The organism is Stutzerimonas stutzeri (assembly GCF_038561965.1).
GTDB lineage: Bacteria > Pseudomonadota > Gammaproteobacteria > Pseudomonadales > Pseudomonadaceae > Stutzerimonas > Stutzerimonas stutzeri_AA.
On the sequence record NZ_CP139348.1, the window covers coordinates 3628809 to 3655372 of the forward strand.

At 62.1% G+C, this 26564-nt stretch carries 27 protein-coding genes; 12 read left to right on the forward strand and 15 right to left on the reverse strand.

What is annotated here, in order from left to right:
- Window positions 1-35 precede the first annotated feature (35 nt).
- Window positions 36-317: a hypothetical protein gene (locus tag SM130_RS16670; RefSeq protein WP_102824950.1), complete on the reverse strand. Its 282-nt coding sequence runs from the start codon at window positions 315-317 to the stop codon at window positions 36-38.
- 386 nt (window positions 318-703) lie between these two features.
- On the opposite strand from SM130_RS16670, the gene SM130_RS16675 reads away from it, so the two are divergent.
- Window positions 704-2053: a DUF1329 domain-containing protein gene (locus SM130_RS16675; RefSeq protein ID WP_102824949.1), complete on the forward strand. Its 1350-nt coding sequence runs from the start codon at window positions 704-706 to the stop codon at window positions 2051-2053.
- 133 nt (window positions 2054-2186) lie between these two features.
- On the opposite strand, the gene SM130_RS16680 is transcribed toward SM130_RS16675, so the two are convergent.
- The gene (locus tag SM130_RS16680) at window positions 2187-2771 is read right to left on the reverse strand and encodes a YajG family lipoprotein (protein ID WP_102824948.1); all 585 of its coding nucleotides are present in this window, start codon (window positions 2769-2771) and stop codon (window positions 2187-2189) included.
- Between the two features lie 169 nt (window positions 2772-2940).
- Here SM130_RS16680 and SM130_RS16685 point away from each other — a divergent pair, with 169 nt between their 5' ends.
- Entirely contained in the window at window positions 2941-3132 is a 192-nt protein-coding gene (locus SM130_RS16685; RefSeq protein WP_102824947.1) for a hypothetical protein, read from the forward strand.
- 88 nt (window positions 3133-3220) lie between these two features.
- On the opposite strand, the gene mqo is transcribed toward SM130_RS16685, so the two are convergent.
- On the reverse strand, window positions 3221-4732 hold the full coding sequence (mqo, locus tag SM130_RS16690) for a malate dehydrogenase (quinone) (RefSeq protein ID WP_102824946.1): 1512 nt from the start codon (window positions 4730-4732) through the stop codon (window positions 3221-3223).
- 325 nt (window positions 4733-5057) lie between these two features.
- Window positions 5058-5345, reverse strand: coding sequence for a PA4642 family protein (locus SM130_RS16695; protein WP_102824945.1), 288 nt, complete (start codon window positions 5343-5345; stop codon window positions 5058-5060).
- A 194-nt stretch (window positions 5346-5539) separates the two neighbouring features.
- Here SM130_RS16695 and dauA point away from each other — a divergent pair, with 194 nt between their 5' ends.
- Window positions 5540-7270: a C4-dicarboxylic acid transporter DauA gene (gene dauA / locus SM130_RS16700; protein ID WP_102824944.1), complete on the forward strand. Its 1731-nt coding sequence runs from the start codon at window positions 5540-5542 to the stop codon at window positions 7268-7270.
- Window positions 7271-7315: 45 nt separating this feature from the next.
- Here dauA and SM130_RS16705 read toward each other — a convergent pair whose 3' ends face one another.
- From SM130_RS16705 to SM130_RS16755, 11 genes are all read right to left on the reverse strand, one after another.
- On the reverse strand, window positions 7316-8227 hold the full coding sequence (locus SM130_RS16705) for an SDR family oxidoreductase (protein ID WP_102824943.1): 912 nt from the start codon (window positions 8225-8227) through the stop codon (window positions 7316-7318).
- A 134-nt stretch (window positions 8228-8361) separates the two neighbouring features.
- A complete protein-coding gene (locus SM130_RS16710; protein WP_102824942.1) occupies window positions 8362-9312 on the reverse strand; it encodes an alpha/beta fold hydrolase in 951 nt (316 codons plus the stop codon).
- Between the two features lie 117 nt (window positions 9313-9429).
- On the reverse strand, window positions 9430-10485 hold the full coding sequence (locus SM130_RS16715; RefSeq protein ID WP_102824941.1) for a protein-glutamate methylesterase/protein-glutamine glutaminase: 1056 nt from the start codon (window positions 10483-10485) through the stop codon (window positions 9430-9432).
- Entirely contained in the window at window positions 10482-10961 is a 480-nt protein-coding gene (locus SM130_RS16720; protein ID WP_102824940.1) for a chemotaxis protein CheD, read from the reverse strand. Before SM130_RS16720 ends, SM130_RS16715 begins: the two co-directional genes overlap by 4 nt.
- Window positions 10958-11764, reverse strand: coding sequence for a CheR family methyltransferase (locus SM130_RS16725; RefSeq protein WP_102824939.1), 807 nt, complete (start codon window positions 11762-11764; stop codon window positions 10958-10960). The genes SM130_RS16720 and SM130_RS16725 overlap by 4 nt, the downstream gene beginning before the upstream one ends.
- 2 nt (window positions 11765-11766) lie before the next feature.
- Window positions 11767-12279 carry a chemotaxis protein CheW gene (locus SM130_RS16730; RefSeq protein ID WP_102824938.1) on the reverse strand — a complete coding sequence of 171 codons (513 nt, stop codon included), beginning with the start codon at window positions 12277-12279 and terminating at the stop codon, window positions 11767-11769.
- Between the two features lie 11 nt (window positions 12280-12290).
- Window positions 12291-13940 carry a methyl-accepting chemotaxis protein gene (locus SM130_RS16735; RefSeq protein ID WP_102824937.1) on the reverse strand — a complete coding sequence of 550 codons (1650 nt, stop codon included), beginning with the start codon at window positions 13938-13940 and terminating at the stop codon, window positions 12291-12293.
- A 12-nt stretch (window positions 13941-13952) separates the two neighbouring features.
- Complete coding sequence (locus SM130_RS16740; protein ID WP_102824936.1) at window positions 13953-16181, reverse strand: chemotaxis protein CheA; 2229 nt, start codon at window positions 16179-16181, stop codon at window positions 13953-13955.
- A 12-nt stretch (window positions 16182-16193) separates the two neighbouring features.
- Window positions 16194-16517 carry an STAS domain-containing protein gene (locus tag SM130_RS16745; RefSeq protein ID WP_102824935.1) on the reverse strand — a complete coding sequence of 108 codons (324 nt, stop codon included), beginning with the start codon at window positions 16515-16517 and terminating at the stop codon, window positions 16194-16196.
- Window position 16518: 1 nt separating this feature from the next.
- Window positions 16519-16884, reverse strand: coding sequence for a response regulator (locus tag SM130_RS16750; RefSeq protein ID WP_102824934.1), 366 nt, complete (start codon window positions 16882-16884; stop codon window positions 16519-16521).
- Window positions 16885-16902: 18 nt separating this feature from the next.
- Entirely contained in the window at window positions 16903-17628 is a 726-nt protein-coding gene (locus SM130_RS16755) for a methyl-accepting chemotaxis protein (protein WP_146029742.1), read from the reverse strand.
- Between the two features lie 923 nt (window positions 17629-18551).
- On the opposite strand from SM130_RS16755, the gene SM130_RS16760 reads away from it, so the two are divergent.
- From SM130_RS16760 to osmE, 9 genes are all read left to right on the forward strand, one after another.
- Window positions 18552-19637: a histidine kinase gene (locus SM130_RS16760; protein ID WP_181019251.1), complete on the forward strand. Its 1086-nt coding sequence runs from the start codon at window positions 18552-18554 to the stop codon at window positions 19635-19637.
- Window positions 19634-20284 carry a response regulator gene (locus SM130_RS16765; protein ID WP_102824931.1) on the forward strand — a complete coding sequence of 217 codons (651 nt, stop codon included), beginning with the start codon at window positions 19634-19636 and terminating at the stop codon, window positions 20282-20284. Before SM130_RS16760 ends, SM130_RS16765 begins: the two co-directional genes overlap by 4 nt.
- A gap of 667 nt (window positions 20285-20951) precedes the next feature.
- Window positions 20952-21539 (forward strand): TIGR00730 family Rossman fold protein, encoded by a 588-nt coding sequence (locus SM130_RS16770; RefSeq protein WP_102824930.1) that lies wholly within the window; start codon window positions 20952-20954, stop codon window positions 21537-21539.
- A 408-nt stretch (window positions 21540-21947) separates the two neighbouring features.
- Window positions 21948-22424, forward strand: a complete 477-nt coding sequence (locus SM130_RS16775; RefSeq protein ID WP_102824929.1) for a DUF2726 domain-containing protein — start codon at window positions 21948-21950, stop codon at window positions 22422-22424.
- A 120-nt stretch (window positions 22425-22544) separates the two neighbouring features.
- Window positions 22545-23027, forward strand: coding sequence for a protein kinase (locus SM130_RS16780; RefSeq protein ID WP_102824928.1), 483 nt, complete (start codon window positions 22545-22547; stop codon window positions 23025-23027).
- Between the two features lie 145 nt (window positions 23028-23172).
- Entirely contained in the window at window positions 23173-24195 is a 1023-nt protein-coding gene (locus SM130_RS16785; RefSeq protein ID WP_102824927.1) for a DUF5924 family protein, read from the forward strand.
- A gap of 57 nt (window positions 24196-24252) precedes the next feature.
- Window positions 24253-24771: an MgtC/SapB family protein gene (locus tag SM130_RS16790; RefSeq protein WP_102824926.1), complete on the forward strand. Its 519-nt coding sequence runs from the start codon at window positions 24253-24255 to the stop codon at window positions 24769-24771.
- Between the two features lie 30 nt (window positions 24772-24801).
- Window positions 24802-26118, forward strand: coding sequence for a PQQ-dependent sugar dehydrogenase (locus SM130_RS16795; protein ID WP_102824925.1), 1317 nt, complete (start codon window positions 24802-24804; stop codon window positions 26116-26118).
- A gap of 81 nt (window positions 26119-26199) precedes the next feature.
- Window positions 26200-26541 carry an osmotically-inducible lipoprotein OsmE gene (osmE, locus tag SM130_RS16800; RefSeq protein WP_102824924.1) on the forward strand — a complete coding sequence of 114 codons (342 nt, stop codon included), beginning with the start codon at window positions 26200-26202 and terminating at the stop codon, window positions 26539-26541.
- Window positions 26542-26564: the final 23 nt, after the last annotated feature.

The window sequence follows — 26564 nt, forward strand, 5'->3', positions numbered from 1 at the left end:
CAGCGGGCCCTGCCCCTATCCATTCAGGGATCGGCTCAAATCAGGCGCGAAGCCACCGACAGGCTCAGGCCAAGCAGAACACCTGCCCAGCCGAATCGATAGAACACCCGATTGACGCGCTGCGTCGCGCCATCGCCCGCGGCTGTATCACGCGAAGCACCAGCGGCTTGAGCGATCACTGCCTGCCGCACAGAACGCGTCTCCCGCCACTGGGTAGCCACCAGCAACCAACCGCCGCAAAGCGCGCAGATAAGTGCCAGCCCGTTAAGCAAATATGCAGGGGCAATCACGATCCCCAACTGCGCATGTAACACCATCCCACTCTCCACCTTTGCGAGCCGCTGAGCAGCCGCGCAGTTTATCCCTATGTACACGCAAAGTCCGGGCGTCCCGATAAAGCGCCAGCGCTTTGAGCACCATAATCAGCCCAACTTATGACGCAGTGTTCACCGCTCGGCCTTGACTATGGCCAGGCTCACCCGCACCCTCGACATACCTCGAAACGGCGTACTAGAGCGTGTGCGGGGACGGCAGCCAAACACCTTGGCACTGCTGCAGCCAAAACTCTTGGCCAGCGATAAATGCCTTCGTAAGAGGCACTGCCGGCACATCTCGCTATGCCGTATCACTCGGTGTCAGTTGTTATCGGGCGCCACGGGGAATCAGCTATTCAGAACGACAGGACGAGATAATGAAAATAACAATGTTCACAACCGGAGCGCTCACGCTTTCACTGCTAGCCAGCAATATCATGGCGGCGGTTCCCGAATCGGAAGCAGCGCGTCTGGGCAACGAGCTAACGCCGGTCGGCGCGGAGAAAGCCGGCAACGCAGCAGGCACTATTTCCGCCTGGACCGGCGGGCTGGCGCAGGACGCCGCCGCGGTCTCTCCCGACGGGTTCGTCGGCGATCCCTATCCCAGCGACAAGCCGAAGTTCACCATCACCGCGCAGAACTTCGAGCAGTACAAAGGCAACCTGACGCCTGGCCAGATCGCCATGTTCAAGCGTTATCCGGACAGCTACCGCCTGCCTGTCTACGAGACACGGCGCAGCGCGGCCATGCCGCAGCATGTGTATGACGCCGCAGCGCGCAACGCCACACAGACCAACATGGTTCGCGGCGGCAACGGCCTGGAGAACTTCGATAAAGCCATCGCCTTCCCGATTCCGAAGGACGGCATGGAGGTCGTCTGGAACCACATCACCCGTTATCGGGGCGGTTCAGCGCGCCGCGTGATCGCCCAGGCCACGCCACAGGTGAACGGCAGCTTCAGCCTGGTCAAGTTCGTCGACGAGGTGGTCTATACCGACAGCCTGACCGATTACAAACCCGAGAAGCACGGCAACGTCCTGTTCTACTTCAAGCAACAGGTGACCGAACCGTCCCGCCTGGCCGGCAACGTGCTGTTGGTACACGAGACGCTGGACCAGGTGAAGGAGCCGCGCATGGCGTGGATCTACAACGCTGGCCAGCGCCGCGTTCGCCGCGCGCCGCAGGTGGCCTATGACGGCCCCGGCACTGCTGCCGACGGTCTGCGCACCGCCGACAACCTGGACATGTTCAACGGCGCGCCAGACCGCTATGACTGGAAGCTGATCGGCAAGAAGGAGCTGTACATCCCCTACAACTCCTACCGCCTGGATTCGCCGGAGCTTAAGTACGCCGATATCGTCAAGGCCGGACACATCAACCAGGACCTGACCCGCTACGAACTGCACCGCGTATGGGAAGTGGAAGCGACCCTGAAGCCGGGCGAGCGCCACATCTACGCCAAGCGCCACTTCTTCATCGACGAAGACACCTGGCAGGCGGCAGTCATCGATCACTACGACGGTCGCAATCAGCTGTGGCGCGTAGCCGAAGCGCACGCCCTGCACTTCTATAACGAACAGGTTCCGCTGTACTCGATGGAAACCCTCTATGACCTCATCTCCGGCCGCTATCTGGTCATGGGTATGAAGAACGAAGAGAAAAACCCCTACACCTACAACTACAAGGCCAACTCCAACCAGTACACCCCGGCAGCACTGCGCAACTCCGGCGTTCGCTGATATTCGACTGGCTGCATCGACGCCCCGCTAAACGCGGGGCGTCTTCATTTCCGCGCCATGAAAAATGAAAAAACCCTGCCAGGCTGAGCCTTGGCAGGGTTTTCGGAACGGCAATCCCGGTGCGGCTTGCGCGTTACTGCGCCAGCAAACGACCGATGTTGTCGTCGCGGAAAACGCGGGTCAGCGCGTCACTCAGAACATCGGTGACCAGCTTGGTGTTGGTCTGCTCGTTCGGCGCCATACCAAAACGCTGATTAAGCGACGCACCGTAGCGGCCGTCGTAGCGCTTGCCGGCGTTCTGTACTTCGATCTTCAGCGTCGCGCCGATATTGGCCTCGGTCACATAAAGCCCCTCTTTTGGCGACTGATATTTCAGCTCCGCCAGAGTGAGCGTCAGCTGTGGGGCGTTGTACGCATTGGGCGACGGGGTAAAGCCGAGCAGGCGCACGGCGGCTTCCGCCTGAGCTTGCAGTTTGGGTATGACCTTGGCACTCGGTACGATCACCGCGCTGGTTTCCGGATACAGGCCACCGCGGGTGCCCAGGGTTGGCGAGGGGCGCGCATCGACCACACGCACGACCACGGGCTGGCCCTGACCGACAGGATTGATGGTGCCGTTGAGTTTGGGATTCGGATCGAGCTGCTGAGGGCTATGGGCACAGCCTACGAGACTCATTCCAAGAACGGTGACAAGACCGAACAACAGGCGTTGCAGCATGCTGTTTTTCTCCAGGTTAGGGACGACGAGTGCCGCGCAGTATACCCAGCGGCACGAAGCGCCGACAGTGATGAGCTTCTGACCGGCGGCAATGGCGCCCCGTTCAGTTCATAGGCCTGTCACAAGCATCTGCGATAAAGGTCGAGCCCCTTCGCCATGAGTGAGAACCATGCGCCAGATCCTTTCACTGCTGCGCCGCCGCACGCCCCGCCATTTCGCGCTGCTCGACGAGCAGGGCCGCTGCCGGATGCTGCTAAGCAGCGTCCACAGGCCCACCGGCGCAGAGTGGGTCGAAATACATGAGGCTCGCCTGGGCTGGATCGGCCGTGAACTACCGGCTGACTGTTTGCGCGCAGCCTGAGCGCAACGAGCCGCAACCGTGCGCGCACAAAAAAGCCCCATCCATTCGGACGGGGCTTTCTCGTTCAACCTGAGACTGACCGTTTGGCTCAGTACTCTAGACCCAGGCGCTTGTCGGCCATTTCGCTGATCTCGCGGTAGGCCGCCGCATCGCTCTGCAGCGTGGATTCGCGCGCCGGGAATATCTCCTCCAACTTGCTCGACCAGGCCTGGGAACGGTACTTCTCTGGAAAGCAGCGCTCGAGCAGGTCAAGCATGATCGAGACCGTTACCGAGGCGCCCGGTGAAGCGCCGAGCAGCGCCGCAATAGTGCCGTCCTTCGCTGCAACCAGCTCGGTGCCGAACTGCAGAATGCCGCCCTTCTTCGGGTCCTTCTTGATGATCTGTACACGCTGGCCAGCAATCTCCAGACGCCAGTCCTCGGCCTTGGCCTCGGGATAGAAGCCGCGCAGCGTCTCCAGGCGATCTTCCATGGACTGCCGCACTTCCTTGATCAGGTAGCGGGTCAGATCCATGTTGTCGCGTGCGACTGCCAGCATCGGGCCGATGTTGCCAGGACGAATCGACAACGGCAGGTCCATGAACGAACCGCGCTTGAGGAACTTGGTGGTGAAGCCGGCGTATGGCCCGAACAGCAGGGATTTCTTGCCATCGACGACACGTGTATCCAGGTGCGGCACCGACATTGGTGGCGCGCCGACCGCCGCCAGGCTGTAAACCTTGGCCTGATGTTGCTTGACGACTTCCTGGTTGTCGCAGCGCAGCCACTGGCCGCTTACCGGGAAACCGCCGAAGCCCTTGCCTTCTTCGACGCCGGACATTTGCAGCAGCGGCAGCGCCGCGCCACCAGCGCCGAGGAAGACAAAACCGGCCTGCACCTGGCGCGAATCGCCGTTACGGGTGTTCTTGATATCGACAGTCCAACCGCTGGCAGTACGATCAAGACCGGTGACCTTCTGGTTGTAGGACACCTTGACGCCGCCGCTACGGGCCAGATAGCCGAGCAGCTGGCTGGTCACCGCGCCGAAGTTGACGTCGGTGCCGTTCATGGCGCGGGTCGCGGCGATCGGCTCGTCGGCCGCACGCCCCGGCATCATCAATGGCATCCACTCGGTCAGCGTCGCACGATCCTCGCTGTATTCCATATCGGCGAAGGCGTGATGAGTTTTCAGCGCGTCGAAGCGGCGCTTGAGGTAATCGATGTTCTTGCTGCCGCGCACGAAGCTCAGGTGCGGTACGGCATTGATGAAATCACGGGGAGAACCGAAGCCTTCGCGATCGGCAAGATAGGCCCAGAACTGCTTGGAAACCTCGTACTGGGTATTGATCAGCACGGCCTTCTTGATATCGATCGCGCCGTCTTTGCTGTCCGGGGTGTAGTTCAGCTCGCAAAGACCCGCGTGACCGGTACCCGCGTTGTTCCATGGATTGGAACTTTCGATGGCCCCGGATTCCTGCAGCTCGACGATTTCCAGCTTGATATCGGGATCGAGCTCTTTGAGCAGTACCGCGAGGGTCGCACTCATGATGCCGGCTCCCACCAGCACCATATCCACTGCTTCGCTATCGTGTTGCGTCATCAACGCGTTCTCCAGAATCACAGCATTAAACTGTCGTGACCGCAGTACGCGGCCCCGTAAAACCCACCAGCCAGACGATCAGGAACGGAGCATGTGCCTGTACCGCTGCTCGGGAGCATGTGCCCGAGAACAGTCCGCCAGGGGCGGCCTGCCAGCTGTCGGAAGATCGGCTTTTGGCCTCCTTCCTCTCGCCGCGATCCATCCGGAGCGGGCCTGGCCCAGTGCTCGACGGTAGATGCTGCGAGGAAAACGTTTGCGAATCATGTTTCAGAACCAACCGCCACCGCGCAGTCTGGCGCGACGGCGAGGTGCCCGCTGTATTCGATACGAAACGGCAACCCTCGGTTCAGCCGCGCATGGCCTCGATCAGCTCGATGTACGGCTGAGCCTGGCGCTGGTCGGCAACCAGGTCGATAAAGCTCAGCCCCTGGCTGTCTCGGGCATCGATGTCGTAGCCGGCAGCCACGAAAAAGCCGAGAAACCGCTCGAAATCATCGATACGAAGGCCGCGGTAAGCCTTGATCAGCTTGTGCAGCGAAGGTGGGGTATCGTCAGCCGGCTCAGGCTGAAGAAACAGCTTGATCGACTCATCTGCGATCTCGTCGCCAATCACCTGCTTCTTGTCTTTACGCATTGCCGCCTCCGGTCCACGGGGTATCACGGGGGCGGCAGTTTACTCCTCGCAGGCGGCTCACTCAACGCGCCAGGGCGGCTTGCGACCAAGGTCGTACATCGCCAGGCCGGCATACCGGGCGATTGTTCGGCATAAATAACAAGATGTGCTGCGCGCCTATAATGGCGCCTTCGCGTACAAGGAGCGTTCCGGGCATGAAGTTTCCCCCTCTGTTTGCCGCATGGCACCAGGCCCTGCGCCTGGGATATGGGGTCCGCGCGCTGCGTGGCGACATCAGTGCAGGATTGACGGTCGGCATCATCGCCATCCCGCTGGCCATGGCCCTGGCGATCGCCGTCGGCGTGGCGCCGCAACACGGCCTTTACACTGTACTGGTGGCCGCACCTCTGATCGCGCTGACGGGAGGTTCGCGCTTCAACGTCTCAGGGCCAACGGCGGCGTTCGTGGTGATCCTGCTGCCGATTACTCAGCAGTTCGGCCTTGGCGGCTTATTGCTGTGCACCATGCTCGCCGGCCTCATTCTGATAACGCTCGGCCTGCTTCGCGCCGGGCGCCTGATCGCCTTTATTCCTTATCCCGTCACCCTCGGTTTTACCGCAGGCATAGGCATCGTCATTGCTACCCTGCAGATCAAGGACCTGTTCGGCCTGACCCTGGCCGAACAGCCGCAGCACTATGTCGAGCAGGTCGGCCTCCTGCTGCGCTCCTTACCGGGCGCACACCTTGGCGACGCCGCGGTGGCGGCGATCTGCCTGGCGGTACTGATCATCTGGCCGCGCTGGGTACCGAAGGTACCGGGGCACCTGGTGGCACTGACTGTCGGTGCACTGGCCGGTTTGCTGCTCGAATCGTCTGGATTGTCCGTGGCGACGCTCGGCGAGCGCTTCAGTTACACAGTGGATGGCGTCACCCATCCGGGTATCCCGCCGTTCCTTCCGGACTTCGCCTGGCCATGGTTGCTGCCTGGTCCGGACGGCCAGCCATTGCAATTGAGCTACGAGCTGTTCCGCCAGCTACTCGCGCCGGCGTTTGCCATTGCCATGCTCGGCGCCATCGAGTCGCTGCTGTGCGCAGTCGTTGCCGACGGGATGACCGGCAGTAATCACGAACCGAATGCAGAGCTGATCGGCCAGGGCCTGGGCAACCTGGTCGCGCCGCTGTTTGGTGGCATCACCGCGACCGCGGCGATCGCCCGTAGCGCGACCAATGTCCGGGCTGGTGCCTTCTCGCCGCTAGCCTCCATCATTCACGCGGGCGTGGTGCTAGTGGCGATTCTCTGGTTGGCGCCGCTGTTCAGCTATCTGCCAATGGCGGCGCTCGCCGCGCTGCTGGTCATGGTGGCCTGGAACATGAGCGAGGCCCCACACGTGATGCATGTGCTGCGCATCGCACCGCGGAGCGATGTGTTGGTACTGCTGACCTGCCTGATTCTCACCGTGCTGTTCGACATGGTCCTGGCGGTGGGCGTCGGGCTATTACTGGCGGCAGGGCTGTTCATCAAGCGCATGAGCGAGCTGACCGATACCACGCCGTTGTCTCGAGCGCAGCGGAAAATCTTGCAGGACATGCCTGAACACGTCGCGACTTATGCGATCCGCGGGCCGCTGTTCTTCGGTGCGGCGGAAAAGGCGCTGGGCGCACTACGGCGCTTCAATCCGGAGGTCAAGGTGGTGATCGTCGATATCAGCGCGGTGCCGATGCTGGATATGACCGCGCTGGCGTCGCTGGAAAACGTGCTGGTGGATTACCGCCGGCTGGGCGTCACACTGATTCTCAGCGGCAGCAACGCTCAGGTCCGCCTGAAGCTGCGCCGCGCGGGCATCCATCGACTGCAGGGCCATCTTCTGTACGTGCGGAATCTGGAGCAGGCCCGTGAAAAAGCACTGCGCCTGTTGCGCACGGCGCCAGACCCGGCACCTGCCTGAGCGCGCTACCGGGCGGTACGGTAGCGCCACCCGGGCGTTTAGCGATCAGCCGGCGTGCTTTTGCAGGTTGGCCATCATTTCCTTCAGCGCTTCCATGTTGTCGGCCGGGTGCGCTGCGTTTTCGAAATTGCAGATCTGCTGCCAGCTGGCCGCGACATCTTCCGCGTCGAATCCGGCCTTTGGGTCGAAACCCGCACCCAGGCTGCGCTCCCAGCGCACTTTGCCCATCCAGCCGCCGCCGACTTCGAACAGCCCGGAGGTTTCCTGGCACTGCTCGCTGGCGAGAAACACCACCAGCGGGCTGACCAGCTCAGGCTTGAGCTGCTCGAACACCTGCGGCGGAATAAGCCCTTCGGTCATCCGCGTGCCGCCGGTCGGTGCGATGGCGTTGACCAGGATGTTGTTCTTCCGGCCCTCCAGCGCCAGCGTGCGGGTCAGGCCGTACAGGCCCAGCTTGGCCATGCCGTAATTGGACTGGCCGAAATTGCCATAGATGCCGGAAGTCGAAGCGGTGAAGATCACTCGCCCATAGTTCTGCTCACGCATGTGCGGCCAGGCGGCACGGGTGACCTTGTACGCGCCCTCGACGTGAACGCGATAGACCAGATCCCAGTCGGCGTCGTCCATCTTGTGGAAAGTCTTGTCGCGCAGGATGCCGGCATTGTTGACCACCACATCGACACGACCATAGGTGTCCAGCGCCTGCTGCACGATCCGGTCGCCGTAGGTAACCGAATCATGACTGGCGATGGCCGTGCCGCCTGCCTGACGGATCTCTTCGACCACCCGATCGGCTGCCGAACTGTTGGCGCCCTCGCCTTGCGTTGTGCCGCCCAGATCGTTGACTACGAGTTTCGCACCATGACGGGCGAACAACAGGGCATGGGCCCGACCGAGACCACCGCCGGCCCCGGTCACGATCACTACCTTGTCTTCGAAGCGGATGGCTTCACTCATGGAAATTCCTCCAGCGGATTATTGTTGGATGCGTCGCATAGTCTGTGGCGAGTGTCGGCGAGGCCCCAGCCGCCCACAATCAAACGGCCGCGAATGAATGCCCGGGCATAAGGCTGCAGGATGATGTAGCAGCATCATGGCTGCGCCAGGAAGTCCCGGACGGCCTCGGCGACTTGCAGCGGGTCCTCCTCCTGCGGCACATGGCCGAGGTCGTCGAAGATCACCAATTGGCTGCCGGCAATATCGTCTTTGAAACGGCGCGCATTGAGCGGCGGAATCAAGCCGTCACGCCCGCCCCAGATGATCAATGTCGGCGTTTTAACCGAAGCGATCCGCTTGCTGTTGTCAACTGCCGGCACCTGTTTGAACCGTTCGCGCAGCGCCTCACGGTTGCCTTCGCGCAAGGTCAGTTCGTAGTAGCGATCGACCAGCTCCGGCGTCACCTTGCCTGGATCACCATAAACGCTGCGGGTGCTGGACTCGACCAGCCGGCGCGGGAGTATGTTGGCCATGATTGGCGCCAAGCCAGGAATGCCGGCAAGCTTGAAACCAATAGGTACCGAGGTTGACTGGCGCGGGTAGCCCGCCGCGTCGATCAGCACCAGTTGCGCCACGCGCTGAGGCTGATCCAACGCCATTTCCCAGGCGAGCTGACCGCCAAAGCTGTTTCCGAGCAGCACCGCTCGCTCGACCTCTAGCCGGTCGAGCAGTGTCGACAGGAACTCGACATAGTGATCCATACGGTAGTTGCCGTCCGGAAAAGGACCGGTCAGGCCGAACCCTGGCAGATCCAGGCTGATCACCCGGCGCTGCGGCTTCAGCTGATCGACCACGCCCTCCCAGGTGTGCAGGCTCGCCGAGGTGCCGTGCAGCAGTACCAGTGGAGCCGGATCATCACGCCGACCTTCGTCGCGTATATGCACCCGCATCCCGGCAATCTCGATGAACCGGGACGGCTCCGGTGCCCATCGTTCGGTAAGACTCTCGACCGGCCGCGGCGGGGCCCAGCTCAGCGTCATCCCCACCGCGACGGCAATCACCAGCAAAACGATGGCGGCAAGCAGTATCTTCAGAACGATTTTCACCTTGGCGGCCCCAGTCTGCGCAGAGTGGGCCCGAGCTTAGGCTAATGACCCGACTTCCAGCAAAACCGCTATCAGCTGAGGTGAGACGACGAGCTTCCTTCGTATTTCGCTGCCTGCTCAGCCCAGCGCCGCGCGGGCGTAGTCGGTGATCAGCCGCGGCAGGTTCTCCAGCGACTCGGTGCACTGCGCCGCGCCCATCTGCAGGGCTTCCTTGGGCATGCCGAACACCACGCAGCTGGCTTCGTCCTGGGCGACCGTGCGGGCGCCGGCCTCGCGCATCGCCAGCAGGCCGCGCGCGCCGTCGTCGCCCATCCCGGTCATGATCACGCCCAGAGCGTTGTGCCCGGCGTGGCGGGCGACGGAGCGGAACAGCACGTCCACTGACGGCTTGTGTCGGTTGACCGGCGGGCCGTCGAGTACCTCGACGAAATATTGCGCGCCACTGCGCTTGAGCTGCATGTGCTTGCCGCCCGGCGCTACCAGCGCCAGCCCGGAGCGTACGCGATCGAGATGACGCGCTTCGCGCACTTCGATCTGACACAGGCTATCGAGACGCTGAGCGAAGGCGGCGGTGAATTTTTCCGGCATGTGCTGGACGATGACGATACCCGGCGAGTCGACGCGCAGCTGTTTGAGCACCAGTTCCAGCGCCTGGGTACCGCCGGTCGACGTGCCCAGGGCCACAACCCGGTCGGTGGTAGTCAGCGCGTTGCTGGCCGGCTCTGCCTGGCGTTGCGGCGCCGAGACCGTCGCGGCGCGCGGCCCGGCGGCACGCGGGCGGGCCGCGGCCGCCTGCTGAATCTGCTTGATCAAGTCGCTGGAGAGCTGCAGCAGGCTGTCCTTCAGGCCGAGCCGTGCCTTGGTGAAAACGCCCACGGCGCCGGCCGCGAACGCTTCGAGCGTGATGGCAGCGCCCGCCTCGGTCAGCGTCGAGCAGATGATCGTCGGTGTCGGCCGCTCGGCCATCAGTTTGCGCAGAAAGGTAATGCCGTCCATGCGCGGCATCTCGACGTCGAGCACCAGCACATCGGGCCAGTTGCGCTGCATCTTTTCCAGCGCGAACAGCGGATCGGCGGCCTGCCCGATCACCTCGATATTCGGATGGCTTTCCAGGCATGCCGAGAGCACCTGACGCACCAGCGCCGAGTCATCGACGATAAATACTTTGATCATGCGATGCCCTCGAGCAGATCGCCTGCTGTAAATAATTGGCAGGCCAGGCGCCCATCGCGGCCGTCGAGGGTCAGACGTCGATAGCCCATGCCGCCGAGTTGTTGGTCATCGACGCGCCAACCGAGCCGAGCGAACTGCTCGCGGGCGAAGGCGATGTTCTTCAGCCCGATCTGCAGGCTGTTGGGCCGGCCCGGTTGCAGGCAGGTTCCGCCGCCGTAGAGTCCCTTGCGGTATTCCTCGGGCGCCGTGCGGTGTCGGAGCATATCCTGCTGCAGCCGCTCGAATACGCCTTCACCGGTGCGCGTGTCGTCCTGGTCGAAGGTAGTGCCGGGCACGACGAAATGGCTCACGGCGAGCAGACGCCGCCGTGGATGCCACAGCGTGACGGCCACGCACGAGCCAAGCAGCGTGGCCACCGGCCCCGGATGCTGGTCGAACAGGTACTCGCCGGGCATGAGAAAACGCTGCGCAGTCATAGGCGCTCGAACACTGAAGAAGCCACGCTGCGCAGCGGCAGCCCGAAACCATGCAGGCTTTCCGCATGGCCGATGAACAGCAGGCCGCCGGCGCGCAGGCGCTCGAGCAGGCGCGCGACGATGGCGCGCTTGTCCTCGGCATTGAAGTAGATCAGCACATTGCGCAGGAAGATCATGTCGAAGCTGCCGGTGTCCTCGGGCAACGGCCGCATCAGGTTGAGTTCGCGAAAGCGCACCCGCTGACGCAAGCTCTGGCTCAGGCGAAAGGAGCCCTCGTGATCGCCGATACCACGCAGACAGTGGCGCTTGAGCCAGCCGGGCGGGAAATTGCTCGATTCGTCCAGCGGATAGATTGCAGCCTCGGCCTTTTCCAAGACTATTCGACTGAGATCGCTGCCCAGGATCGACCAGTCGGCCGGACCGTGTTCGGCGAGCACCATAGCGAGGGTGTAGGGCTCCTCGCCCGAGGAGCACGCGGCGCTCCAGATGCGCAGCGGCTCACGCCGGCCATCGAGCCGGCGGGCCAGAAACTGGAAATGCTGCGGCTCGCGGAAGAAATAGGTTTCGTTGGTGGTCAGCAGATCGATGACCATGCGCTGCTCGGCCTTGTTCAGCGGGTCCTTGAGCAGCAACAGATAATCGCGGTAGCTGCTCAGGTTCAGGGTCCGCAACCGGCGCATCAGGCGACCGGCGACCAGCGGCCGCTTGCTGTCGCTCAGATGGATGCCGGATGCATCGGCCATCAGTTGCTGCACGAAGCGGAACTCCTGATCGCCCAGCACCGGCAGGCTCGACGCGGACATCGTCAGCTCGCCTGCGCCATCGCCTGACTGATCTGCAGGATGTCGTCCAACGACAACACCTTGCGCACATCCAGGATGATGGTGAAGCCGCGCTCGTCGCGCGCCATTCCGGCGATGAATTCCGTGCGGATTCCTGCGCCGAATGCTGGCGCAGGCTCGACGTCGGCGGCCTGGATGTCCAGCACGGCATCGACCGCATCGACCACCAGGCCGATGCGTTGCAGCACCTCGTTCAGGTCAAGCTCGATGATCACGATGCAGGTCCGCTTGCTCGGCACCGTGCGCTCCATGCCGAAGCGTGCGGCCAGGTCGAGCACCGGTACCACATTGCCGCGCAGGTTGATTACCCCGTGGATGCACGCCGGCATCATCGGCACGCCGGTGATCTGCCCGTACTCGATGATCTCCCGCACCAGCTCGATCGGCAGCGCATAGCGTGCCTGGCGAACCCGGAACGACAGGTGCTGGATGTCAGCCGGCGCGGTGCCGGCACCGCTTACCTGTGGAAGGTTCATCTTCGATCCCCTTAGGTGAAGCTGACGAACTGACCGTCGTCAGCCATGGCGGTCGGCTTGCGCGCGCTGCGTACCGAGCGGTTGCCGTTCGGCTTGGCACTGGGCGCCAGCGGCTGACGGTTGAAGCCCTGCGCGGCGCCATCACGAGCATCGAGACGGAAGAAGCTGATCAGCTCAAGCAGTTGCGAGGCCTGTGCGTTCATTTCCTCGGAGGTCGCCGCCAGCTCTTCGGATGCCGACGCGTTCTGCTGGGTGATCTGGTTCATCTGGCCCATGGCAATGTTGATCTGGCCGGCACCGGTGCTTTGCTCCAGCGAGGCCGCGGTGATTTCCTGCACCAGGTCCGAGGTCTTCTGGATGTTCGGCACGATCTCGTCCAGCAGGCGACCGGCCTGTTCGGCCAGTTGCACGCTACTACCGGCCACGCCACCGATTTCCTGTGCGGCCACCTGGCTGCGCTCGGCCAGCTTGCGCACCTCTGCGGCGACAACCGCGAAGCCTTTGCCATGGTCGCCTGCGCGCGCCGCCTCGATGGCCGCATTGAGCGCCAGCAAGTTGGTCTGGTAAGCGATGTCGTCGATGATGCCTATCTTGTCGGCGATCTGCTTCATGGCCACGACCACGTCACGCACCGCACGACCACCGGAAACGGCGTCGCTAGCTGCCTTGCCGGCAATGCTGTCGGTGATCTTGGCGCTTTCGGTGTTCTGCGCGATGGATGCGGACATCTGTTCCACCGAGGCAGTCGTCTGCTCGACGCCCGCCGCCTGTTCACTGGCGGCCTGACTCAGTGACTGCGAAGTCGCGCTGACTTCCTCGGAGGCCGAGGACAGCGAATCGGCTGCGCTGCGCACATCACCCATCACGCTGCGCAGACGCTCGGTCATGTTCTTCATGGCATTGAGCAGCTGACCGGTTTCGTCTTTGCTGTTCACCTCAACCTGAATGCCCAGGTCGCCAGCGGCGAGCGCATCGGCCACCGACACGGCGCGGTTGAGCGGCCGGGTGATGCTGCGGGTGACCAGGATGCCAATACCGAAGCCGAAAACCGCCGCGATGATGACCAATACGATCATCTGCGTCCGCGAGCCGAGATAGATCCCGGTGATCTCGTCATTGGCTGCTTTAGCCTGCACGACCTTGCGCTCGACCAGCGCGGTCAGCAAATCGTCCGCCTTGTTACCGGTTTCGCGCAGCTGGGGCAGCATCACTGTCAGCTCGTCGGAAGGCCGCACCTCATTCGAGGCCTCGCGCAGCTTCAGCACTTGGTCGACCATCTGGACATAGGCCGTCATCGGCTCGCTGAGCGACGCGAAGTGCGCCTTGCCTTCGGGCGTCACGAAACTGGGGCGGGTCAGCTCGATGTACTCGTACATTTTCTTGATTGCGTCACGGGTCAGCCTGATGGCCGTATCCCGCTCTTCCAGACTCGTCGCCAGTAGACTCGAGCGGAGTCCACGACCTACATAGATAAGCTGGACGTTGGCGGACTGGATGTTATTGAGCGCAGTCATGTCGCGCGAATACATCTGCTCGGACAGTTCGTTGACGTGCGCGAGGTTGCGAATGCCCAGCAGGCCTACGGTGACCGTGAGCGCGACTACCACCAGGAAGCCGGCGAGCAGGCGGACCCCTATCTTGAAATTACCGAACAGTGTCATGGTTGTTTCTCCTTACTGGCCTGCGAGGTCCTGGCGGGATTGGCTGATGCGCTGGGCAGCAGGATTCGCGTCGACGTGGTTTTGCAGGTAACGGAACAGGCTGGGAATATCCAGGATCAGGGCAACTTGCCCGGTCCCTAGGATGGTGGAGCCGCCGACGCCCTGCAGGTGCTGGAACAGAGGGCCGAGTGGCTTGATAACGGTTTGCAGTTCGCCGTGCAGGTGATCAACGATCAGGCCGGCCTGTTGCCGCCCCTGACTGACGACGATGATGTTGCGGCGCTTGCCCTGGCTGGCCGGCAGGTTGAAATGGGCCGCCAGCGACAGACAGGGCAGTGGCTTGCCGCGCAGGTTGAGGTAGCCATAGGCACCTGCGCTCAGCTGCTCGTCGTCCATTTCCAGGCATTCGGTAACCATGTCCAGCGGAATCACGAAATAGTCATCGCCGAGGCTGACGAGGAAGCCGTCAATGATCGCCAGGGTCAGCGGCAGGCGGATACGGAAGGTGCAGCCCAGCCCCTCGCGGGAATCGATCTCGATGGTGCCGCGCAGCGCATCGATAGCACTGCGCACCACGTCCAGGCCCACGCCACGGCCGGACAAGTCCGATACGCTTTCAGCGGTGGAAAATCCGGCGGCGAAGATCAGCGCCTGGATATCCTGATCGGGCAGATTCGCCTGCGCGTCTATCAGGCCGCGGGTAATTGCCTTTTCGCGGATGCGCGCGGTGTTGAGGCCGCGGCCGTCATCGGCGACTTCGATCACGATCATCCCCGACTCGTGATAAGCGTCCAGGCGCAGATGACCCTCGACGGATTTGCCAGCGGCGATCCGGCCCTCGGCCGATTCGATGCCATGGTCGATCGCGTTGCGCACCAGGTGGGTCAGGGGGTCGGCCAGTTTGTCGATCACCGCCTTATCCAGTTCGGTGTCAGCGCCACGGATCTCCAGACGGATTTCCTTGCTCAGCTGCTGGCTGACATCGCGAACCACACGCTGGAAGCGGTTGAAGGTGTCACCGATCTCGATCATGCGCAGTTTCAGCGCGGCCTCGCGGATCAGCTCGACGTGCTGGTTGACCGTTTGCGTGCTCTCAACGCAGCTGGCATCTCCATGCGCACGGGCGCGCAGTTGCGCACCTGCCGCACTGATGACGAGTTCACCGACCAGATTGATCAGTTCGTCCAGTTTGTTGGCGGCCACGCGAATCTGGCTGTTCTCCTGGCTGCGTTTTTCGCGAGCGACCTGTTGCTTGGCCAACGCGGCGTTGACCACCTGTGGCGCAACCAGGCCTTCGTTCACCAGCACCGCACCCAGCGGTGGCTTGACCATGGCCGTCTCGGCAGCCTGCAAGGTCAGGCCTTCTTCGAGCTCACGCTCGGTCAGCAGGCCACTGGCAACCAGGATTCGACCGATCTGCGCGTCGGTTTCCGGCAGTTCGCGGATCAGTTGCAGGTAGTCTTCGAGGGCGCTGGCAGGCGGCAGGATGCGCAGCGTGCAGAAATCCTCGATGAATTCGAAGACCTCTTCGATCTCGGCCTTGCCAGCCGGCGTGCACAGCGCGATCTCCAAGCCCAGGTAGCAGGTTTCCGGTTGCAGGTCGGCCAGGGACGGCAGCGACTCGCTGACCGTTTGCAAATTCAGGATGTCGCCCAGGCGGCTTAGATAGCGAACGAACGAACTGGGTTCGAAGCCGTTTCGCAGCAGATCATTATGAAATCGCAGCGAAATGTGCCAAGCGCCGTCGGCGTCGCAGGTGGCGCAGCGCTCCAGTCGGCCGCGGCTGCTACAGCCCTCTTCGGCCAGCATGACGACCGGGATCTGCGGTGCCTGGGGCGAAGCGTCGGTGCACGCGGCGAGCTCGGCCAGCAGCGGCTGCTGACGACTGCCATCCACGACGAGCTCGCCCTTGTCGGTATCAATCAGCTCGATCATCGCGCTGATTTCATCCAGGCAGCGCAGCATCAGCGAAATCAATACCGGAGACAGGCTCTGCTCACCGTCACGCACTGCCATCAGCAGGCTTTCCAGGTGATGGGTAAAACTCACCAGAGGGTCGAGCGAAAACAGCCCGGCCGAGCCCTTGAGCGTATGCATCGCCCGGAACAGCCCATTGATCGCCTCTTCGTCGGTGGGGTTCTGATCAAGCAGCAGCAGGTACTCTTCGGCCTGCTTGGCCAGATCGCGAGCCTCCTCGACAAAGCTCAGCAATAGCTGGCTCCATTGTTCGCCATCAAGCATCACGGTTTCCTTTCAGCGATGGGCCAGTAGGACGTCGGGGTACAGCGTTTCCAGGCGCAACAGCTCGATCACCTCGACCACCGACGCGGCAGGCCCATGCACCTTCAGGCTGCCACCGGCCGCCTCGAAATGACGCTGGGTCGCGAGCAACAGCTGTGCGCCGGCGGTGTCGAGTTCTTCCAGCGCTTCGAGATCGAGCAGACAGGGGCGCGCTTCCAGCTTCGCCAGCATGGCCAACAAGGTCGCATGCGCCTCGCCGACCTCGTAGATGGTCAGGCTGCCAGTCAGGCGAAGCCGGGCCGGCTCGACGCTGCGGTCGTAGGTGAGTTCGAGCATGTCAGCCGACCAGCTTGTCGACGGCGGTGAGCAGCTGCTGCGGCTGGAACGGCTTGACGATCCAGGCCTTGGCGCCGGCGGCCTGGCCCTCGGCCTTCTTGCCCTGCTCGCTTTCAGTGGTGAGCATGACGATCGGGGTGAAGCGGTAGGCCGCGTTGGCCTTGACCGCCTTGACCAGGCCGATGCCGTCCAGGTTCGGCATGTTCACGTCGCTGATGATCAGGTTGATCTTCTGCCCGTTGAGTTTGCTCAGGGCGTCCTTGCCATCGACGGCCTCGATGACCTGATGGCCCGCGCCGGTGAGGGTCATCTTCACCAGCTGACGCATGGAGAGCGAGTCGTCGACGATGAGAATGGTCTTGGCCATGTGAAGCTCCTGGTTGAATCAGAAAAAGGTCACGTCGTCGCCGGAGCTCTTGCTACGGGTTTTGCCGTGGCGCTCCTCGTCGGTGGTGAAGTGTTGGTGCAGTTCACGCAGCCAGCGCTGCGGGTCGCTCATGCGGTCGTCACCGGCACGCACCGCCTGATCCAGGCGCTGCATGTCGTGCTGCAGGTGGTCGATCATCTGGTCGGTGCGATCCTGGAACTGCAGGCTGACGACGATCTCCTCGACGGTCGCCTGGGTGGCGCGGGTTTCCTGCTGCAGCTGTAGCGAGGTGGCCGACAGTTCGTTGAGGCTCTGCCCCAGCCCCTGCATGACGTCGCCAGCGACACTGTCGAGGTAGCTGAGGTTGTCGCGCTCGCTCGCGGTCAGTTCGTCGGCGGCGGTGACGGTGGCACGGATCGCCTGGTTGATCTCACTGACCTTGCTACCCATCCGCTGGCCGGTCTCGGCCGATAGCGTCGACAGCTTGCGCACCTCGTCGGCGACCACCGAGAAACCACGACCGTAGTCGCCTGCACGAGCAGCCTCGATGGCCGCGTTGAGGGCGAGCAGGTTGGTCTGGCTGGCGATGTCCTGCACATGCTTGGCCATCGCCTGGAGTTCACTGGCGAAGCTATTGAGGTCCGAGATGGTGCCCAGCAGCTCGGCCTTGCGGCCGCTGGCGGCATGGAACGCCGAGGTCACTTCGTTGAGGCGGCTCTGGGCCTGGCGCAAGCTGCTCGCCATGCCATCACCACCGATCACGCTGTCGGACTGGCTCAGCGTCTGGCCGAGTCGAGCCGACAGACCGGCGAAGTGTTCGAATAACTGACGCACGCTGTTTTGCTGGATGTTGCGCACCTGCCCCAGGTTCTTTTCCCAGGTAGGCAGCACGGCGTTGAGCAACGGCTCCACGGCCGGGGCGGCGACAGGTTGTTCAACCACAGGTGCCAGGTTGGCCTGCCCACGCAATGCTTGTGGCTTCAGGAACACGGCGGCCGCAATGCAGGCGGCGCTGCCCGCGCCGGCGATCCAGGGCGAGCCCAGCGCCAGACCCGCGAGCCCGGTGGCGATTCCAATCCAAAGTACAGGGTAGGCGAACACAGTGGGTGCCTCACGGAGGAGAGTCGAGTGACCGCACGATAGGGTCACCGCTCAACCTGCGATATCAGGCAAAACCTTAGGCCGCTCTAGGGTGTCCTAAGGCTAAAGGTTTCCTCGCGGCTGCCGGCCCCGACCCGCGGACCAATTTCTACGTTGCCGCTGCGACTGCACGGACTAGGCTGAATAGGGCCCTTGTGTGAAGAGATAACAGGCCGCGGCCAGCAGCAGGAGCCCAAAGACAGCCATCAGGAAACGTGTTTTTGATGACAGTGCGTGTTACCGATCGAGTACAACGCCAGCGTATTTCCCGCCGCCTGCTGCGGTGGCTGCCTTGGGGACTCGCCGCGCTTCACTTGTTGAGTGTTGTAGTCAGCTGGTGGGCAGCCCGCGAGTTGTTAGCGGACGCCCCTGGTTGGCAGCTGACGATTTTACTGGCGCTCTCGACAGGCATTCTGTGGCTGGTGGCGGGTGCCTTTCTTCGGCGCCTGAGCGAGCGAGACCCTGCGAATGCAGAAGCGGTAACAGTTAAGGCCAGGCCATTCGACCAACCTCTCCCTCCAGCCTCGGTGCTCGACGAAGCGCACGAGCGCCAGCAAAAGGTCTACCAAAGCATGGTCGCCAGCCTGCCGGAAGGGCTGGTTATCGTTCGTGACGGGCGCGTGCATTACAGCAATGCCGCAGCCTGTGGGTTGTTCAACCCTGCCGGTGCAGCGCAATCAGGGGAGTTGCAGCTGGAACATTGCATTGATCCGGCCCAGCGCGCCCGCGAAGCCGACCGACTGAGCAAGTTGCAGCGCGGCCTGATCGAAGCCGCCCGTTTTCGCCATATCCGGTTAGTGCGCCTGGATGGGACCTCTTTCCAAGCCGAGGTGACGGAAATTCCGCTGGAAAATGACGGTCACCAGGACGTGCTTCTGCTGATACGCGACATCAGCGAACCTGAGCGGATGCGCTTGGAGCTGGAACAGGCCAACCAGCGACTGCAGCACCTGTCGCAGCGCTTGATGGCGGTTCAGGAAAACCAGCGCCGTCAGCTCGCGCGTGACCTGCATGACGACATCGGGCAACAGCTCACCGGTATGAAGCTTCATCTGCAGCGCGTGGCTGGCAAACTAGAGCATGAGCCGGCATTGGCCAGGCTGATCGACCAACTGACTGAGGCGGCGGACGAAACACTGACCAAAGTGCGCAGCCTGTCCCTGGCCCTGCATCCGCTGCAACTCGAGACACTGGGGCTGGCAGCCGCCGTGCATTGGCATCTGTCGCGCTTTCTCGAGGCCGCGCAAACCCGCTGGACGCTAAAGGTCGATGGCGAAACGGTCGCTCTTCCTGCCAATGTCAGCCTGGTTGCCTTCCGTATCGTTCAGGAGGCGGTAAACAACGTTGCGCGACATGCCGGCGATTGCAGCGTGCGGGTACTGATCTGCCGAACGCCGGAAGCATTGCGCGTCGAGGTAATCGACGATGGCAAGGGTTTCGACATCAAGACAGCATGCGCGCGCGCGCAAAGCCTGGGCCTGACAAGCATGCAGGAGCGTGCCGCAGCGCTCGGCGGAGAATTGAACATAGCGAGCCTCAGCGGCGTCGGCACACAAGTGACGGCAAGCCTGCCAATATCGGACGAGGCCCCACCCAACGGAGAATCAACATGAAACGGGTCGCACTGATCGACGATCACGGGCTGGTCAGAGCCGGCCTACGCGCACTGGTACAGGACCAACCCGGTTATCAGGTGGTCGCCGAAGGCGCGGATGGTAGCGAGGTCCACGAGATCCTCACGCAGGTGCAGCCAGACATCCTGCTACTGGATATCAGCATGAAACAGATGAGTGGCCTGGATGCCCTTCGCCAGTGGCGCGCAGAATTTCCCAAGGTGCAAATCCTGATCCTGTCGATGCATACAACCGCAGACTATGTCCTGCAAGCGTTGCGCCTGGGGGCGAGTGGCTACTTGCTCAAAGATGCGGCGGCACAGGAGCTTGAGCTTGCACTCGGGGCGCTGTCACGCAACGAGTCCTACCTGAGCCCAGGTATCGCCCAGACGGTGATTCAATCTGCAGTTATCGACGGTGGCCAGCGCGAACAGCCGAGCGCACCCAGCCTGACGCCGCGCCAGATAGAGATCCTGCGGCTGATCGCACGGGGCTGCTCGACCCGCGACATAGCCAACGGCCTGAGCTTGAGCGTCAAAACAGTCGACACGCACCGGGCGCAGATCATGGACCGACTCAAATTGCGCGACGTGCCATCGCTGGTGCTCTATGCCCTGCGCACGGGCCTGGTCAGCCCTGAGGACTGAATGTCGCTTCGCCACGCTGAGCCTCATACGAGACACAGCGTCGCTTATCCCCTCAAACGTATTCCTGCAGTGGCGGTTGGGCGAACGAAATACCGGGCTCATGCCTTCCCATGATCGAAGCTGAGCATGCTGATCATTTTTCAACCGGAACGCTGCAAGCCACACCGCACTACGTCTAGCGCCTCGCTTCCCCACGTTATCCACAAGACGCTCCACAGCTAAAGTGGACAACATTTATCGCGTACCTATAACGAAAGTGGGACGCTTTGCCGCGGATTAAAAACCCTAAAAACAACAGATTAGGATGCGGAAGAGTCGTTGATCATTTTTCATACAAAGCGCGCACAGCTAGAACTGCCGGCGCGCGTAGCGAGGCATGAAGAGGTTATCCACAGGAACGTGCACAGCAAACGGGGATAAAGGCAAGCCACATAGAACGCTATCGACGGGATGCAAAAAAGCTACGGGCGAACGGGCACGCAGACCGCTAACTTGATGAGCACCGGCCTAAAGGAGCGCAACCATGCACAACCTGGAGATGTTTAAGGTTCTGTTTGCTAACTACGCATTGGGTTCAAGCGGTAGTAGCCCCGACGAACTCAGATGACGCTTGGTCATACGCCACCGCGGCGCTACGCTGCCATCCCATTTACAGATGGAGTGGACGATGCCCCTCAGCTCGATATGCGTCTTTTGCGGCGCCAGCGCCGGTAACAACCCGATATACACACAAGCGGCTGTCACGTTGGGCCGGACGCTGGCTGAGAATGGTGTTCGGCTTGTCTACGGCGGCGGAGCCGTCGGCCTGATGGGCGTCGTGGCAGACGCCACCCTTGCAGCCGGCGGCGAAGTCATTGGCATCATTCCTCAGAGCCTTAAGGATGCCGAAGTCGGCCATACGGGCCTCACTCGCCTTGAGGTGGTCGATGGAATGCATGCGCGCAAAGCGCGGATGGCAGAGCTGGCCGACGCGTTCATCGCCCTGCCCGGCGGGCTGGGTACGCTTGAGGAGCTGTTCGAGATCTGGACCTGGGGTCAGCTCGGCTATCACCCCAAGCCGTTAGGGCTGCTGGATATCAATCACTTCTACAGCAAGCTCAGCCATTTCCTCGATCACTTGGTCGAGGAAGGTTTCGTGCGGCCCCAGCATCGCCAGATGCTGCAGCGAAGCGACCAGCCACAGGCGCTCATTCAGTTACTCGATGCTTGGCAGCCGCCCGCCCACAGCCGCTGGGATAAAGCGGCACCGCAATAAGGCCCAACAGGCCCTGGCCGACACTGATCAAAAACCACCCGGGTCGCTGCAGGCGACGCGCCATCCAGCCTGCAGCCTTGCGCCCCCACGTTATCTACATGAGAATCCACAGCCATCGTGGATAACTATTGCCGCTTCTCCTATGAAGCCCCGCTCAGTGCAAAAGTCCGGACATTTTCGACTCCCAAGCGAAACGGACAAATTTTAACCAGAAGCCCACAGCATTAGTGCTACGGCGCTCGCAGCCACCGATACAAGGTTATCCACAGATCGGCGCACAGTTTTGGTGGATAAGCGCGCGAACCAATCAACCGCCATGAACTCACACGAATAGGTTTATTCCGGGAGTTCGCGCATGCGTCAAATGGAAAGGCTTCGCGAAGTGCCATTGCGCCGGGGTAGCTGCTCATGAGCTGGCTCGCCCTCACGCTGGTGGCATTCGTTTGTTTCGTACTGGTTTTTTTCGTCAAGAACCGTCAGCTCAACCATCCGGCACTGCAGTATCCGTACAGCCTCAAGGCCCCGTTGTTCTCGCCCGCAGAGCGCGAACTGCTGGAGATGCTGCAACGCACGGCCGGGGAACAATACGTAATCTTGCCGAAGGTAAGCGTCGCCGAGGTGGTGGAAATCACTGCCGTTCCCAGACGGGCATACTGGTACCAAGCGCACAACCGTATCGCTGCGGCACGGTTTGATTTCGTTCTATGTGCGAGGGAAGATCTGACCCCCGTTTGCGTCATCAATCTGGATGATCCAGATACCGAGCAGGAATTCATGGATCGCCTGTGCGAAACGATTGGACTGCCGCACGTTCGCCTGGCACCGGAGACGGCCCGTTCTTATGCAGATGTTCGCGAAGCGATCGAATCCGCTCTTCGCGCTTGATCGACCGTTGGCGGGAATGACCGCGGGACCGGACGGTCACAAGCGGGCATGCCGTATTCACGATGTGCAGCACCGCTGCGGAGCCCGTCCGCAAAACGACCACCGGCTATGAGTGACAGCATGAAATACGCCCTCCCCCTGCTACTTTCCCTCGCCCCGTTCGCGGCATTTGCACAAAACCAAGCCTGCCAGGCCATAGATGATGGGCAAGTCGCTGCTCTGTTCGATCGCTGGAATGCCGATGTGCAATCGGGCGAACCGCAAAGGGTCGTGGAAAACTATGCGCCTGTTTCGATCCTGCTGCCGACGGTGTCCAATACGCCCAGGCAAACGCCGGAAGCCAAGCTGGACTATTTCGAACACTTTCTGGCGTTGAAACCGAAAGGTGAAATCGTCTCGCGAATGATCATGATCGACTGCAACAGTGCACTCGATACGGGACTTTACAGTTTCCACTTCGCTGACGGAGCGACCGTACCGGCGCGCTATACCTTCACCTACAAATGGATTGATGAGGCCAAGCAGTGGTTGATTACCAGTCATCACTCCTCGGCTATGCCACAACAAACCGAGGTGGCGCAGCAGGTTCCTCAGGCGCACTAAGCAGCTTGGTCGAACCGCCGTATGCTATAGGTCAGTTTGAAGCGTGAATCCGCCGCGCATGTTCTTGCACCCCTCGCGCTCACTTGCACCCGCCTGAGCATGCTCGATACTCGCGGCATGACGAAGTACTCGGACCTGAACCTGCATGCCTCTCAAAATCCTGTTGTCGCGCCTGATCGATCTGGCTAGCCGCCTGATCCGCCGCTATCCCGGCACGGTTGCGCTGTTCGGGTTCGTTTCCGGGGTGGCTAGCTTCGTTCTGGTGGAACGCCATGCCGGCCTGGCCAAGGTGGTCGCCCTGGTGATGCTGATCAGCTGGCTCTGGCTGGTGCTCGAATCCAGTCTGCGGCGCAATCTGCAGCGCTGGTTCGGCTGGCAGGTTCCGCCGCCGCTGCTGCGCTATGCGACGCAGATGGTGCACCAGGAAAGCCTGTTCTTCATCATTCCGTTCTTCGCCATTACCACCACTTGGAATAGCGGCCAGGCCGCATTCACCGGGCTGCTCGGCATGGCGGCGCTCGTGTCGCTGATCGATCCGCTGTACTACCGATGGCTGGCGCCGCGACGCTGGGTGTACCTGGGTTTTCACGCGCTGACGCTGTTCGCCGTGCTGCTGACTGCGCTGCCGATCATCTTTCACCTCTCCACCCCGCAGAGCTACCAGTTGGCCTTGGTGGTGGCGGTGGTGCTCGCGCTGCCGAGCCTCAGCGGATTATTCCCTCGCTGGAGCTGGCGCACCGTGCCTGGCATCGTGCTTCTGGCTGTCGCCCTCGGGGCGGCAGGCTGGCTGGGACGAACCTGGGTGCCGCCTGCGACCCTCTGGCTCACCGATGTCGCCGTGACCATGAGCCTTGATGACCGACAACGTAAACCCGGCAAGGGGCTGCGTGAGATAAGCAGCGCCGAGCTACAGGCCAACGGTCTGTACGCCTATACCGCGATCAACGCACCACGCGGGCTGAAGGAACGCATTTACCACGAGTGGACGCATAACGGCCGGCGCGTTGATCGCATCGCCCTCGACATCAGCGGTGGCCGCGAAGCCGGCTACCGTGCTTGGACTCACAAGCGCAACTTTCCGCAAGACCCTGCTGGGCGCTGGCGCGTACGCGTCGTCACCGAGGCGGGACAGATGATCGGCATGCTGCGTTTCCGCGTTACCGACTAGCGAACCCGGGCCGCCCCCACGACTCCATATCAGAACCGAACCAGCCTGGAGAAGAACATGGAATGGTGGGCGATCATTTCCAGCACTGTCGCCTCTGAGTTTTCCGACATCACTGATCTGGAGGATGCGACACGGGTCAGCAGCCGGTTGCTGATCGCATCAGTTCTGGGCGGTTTGCTCGGTTACGAGCGCGAACGAAAACGCAAGGCCGCAGGGTTGCGCACCCATATGCTGGTGGCTCTTGGGGCCGCATTGTTCGTACTGGTGCCGGTACAGGCAGGGATGAGCGCCGAGGAAATTTCTCGGGTGATACAAGGCCTGGTAACCGGCATCGGCTTTCTTGGCGCAGGCACTATCCTCAAGGGCAACTCCGCGGAAGACGTCAAAGGCCTTACCACCGCAGCCGGCATCTGGCTTACCGCGGCAATCGGTGTGGCCGTCGGCCTCGGCCATGAAGCCACCGCGGTGCTGAGCACCCTGCTAGCACTGGCTATTTTCGTGCTAATGCCGCGCCTGGAGCGCCATACGGCTCTGCGCGCCGCTCGTAAGCGCCGCCAAACGGGTCGCTCTACGTAGCAGGCGGCTAATCAACCAGGGGATAAATACATGCGCAACGCTCGAGTCGCCCTCTGCTTCGGTTTCGGCCTGCTTGTTATTGCAGGCTGCAGCGAAACTGCGAAGCTCCCGGTGGGATCAGGCTACGGTCCAGCGCCGGCGCTGCCGGAGCCGAACAAGACGCTCCTGCCAACAGTGCACATCGCCCCGGCCAAGGGCTGGCCGCCAGGTGGCAAACCGCAGGCAGCGCCTGGCCTGCGCGTGGATGCATTCGCCAGTGGCCTGGACCACCCACGCTGGATTCATGTATTGCCCAACGGGGACGTGCTGGTAGCCGAAAGCGATGCGCCGGCAAAGGAGCAGAGCCAGGGCCTGCGCGGCTGGATCGCCAAGAAGATCATGGCCCGTGCCGGCTCCGGCGGCCCTAGCGCCAACCGCATCACCTTGCTGCGTGATGCTAACGGCGATGGTGTGCCGGAGCAGCGGAGCGTCTTTCTGGAAAACCTCAACTCACCGTTCGGCATGGCGCTGGTTGGCAATGACTTCTACGTAGCCAATACCGATGCGCTCCTTCGCTTCCCGTACGAGCAAGGCGACACCCGCATTATTGCGACTGGCGAGAAGGTGGTGGATTTGCCTGCCGGGCCGATCAACCATCACTGGACCAAGAACGTTATCGCCAGCCGGGACGGCTCGCTGCTGTACGTCACCAGTGGCTCAAACAGCAATGTGGCCGAGAATGGCATGCAGGCCGAAGAGCATCGTGCAGCCATCCTCGAAGTCGACCCGCAGCGTAAAACCATACGCCTGTTCGCATCAGGCTTGCGCAACCCCAACGGCCTTGCCTGGCAGCCGAAAAGCGGTGCGCTGTGGACCACGGTGAACGAACGCGATGAGATCGGCAGTGATCTGGTGCCCGACTACATGACCTCGGTCAGGGACGGCGGGTTCTATGGCTGGCCCTACAGTTACTTCGGCCAGCACGTCGATAAGCGCGTTAAACCTCAGCGCCCTGACCTCGTCAAGCGAGCCATCGTGCCGGACTACGCCCTAGGCGCGCACACCGCCTCGCTCGGCCTCGCTTTTTATGAAGGCAAGCTGTTGCCGCCGCGCTACAACAACGGCGCGTTCGTCGGTCAGCATGGGTCTTGGAACCGGAGACCTCGCAGTGGTTACAAGGTGGTTTTCATCCCGTTCCGCGAGGGTATGCCGGACGGCCAGCCGGAAGATGTACTGACCGGCTTCGTCAACGACGCGGGCGAGGCAATGGGTAGGCCTGTCGGCGTGGCGGCGGACCAGACCGGCGCGCTCCTGGTCGCAGACGACGTTGGCAATATCATCTGGCGCATCAGCCCGATAGACCGTTGAACTGGCCGCCTCGTCTGGATTGAACCTTGCCGACCACCGTGTGGCCATAAAGGTATGTCTACCTGTTAGGAGGGACTTCTGATGCTCAATCGCACCGTCTACGCCCTGGTTCCCGCGTTATTGCTGGTTGGCTGTTCCGGAAACGTGCAGAACCCGGTGGACCGGTTCACGTTCCGTGACGAGCCTTTGGTTCGCGACGTAGAGAACGGCATGCCCCAGGCAAGGGTGCTGGCCATCGGCGGCGAGCCCTCCAGGACCAGCGCACGTGCCGTAGTGCCGGGGCTTTGCCACGATTACATCCTCAATCATGACGGCAAGCAGCAGCCGTACTACGTCAGCTTCGATGGAGCCGGACGAGTGGACGGGCAAGGTTTCCTGACCTGCAAGCAGCTCGAAGAGAACCAGCGCAATCTGCGCCGCTGAAGACAAGCACACAAGCACGGCCG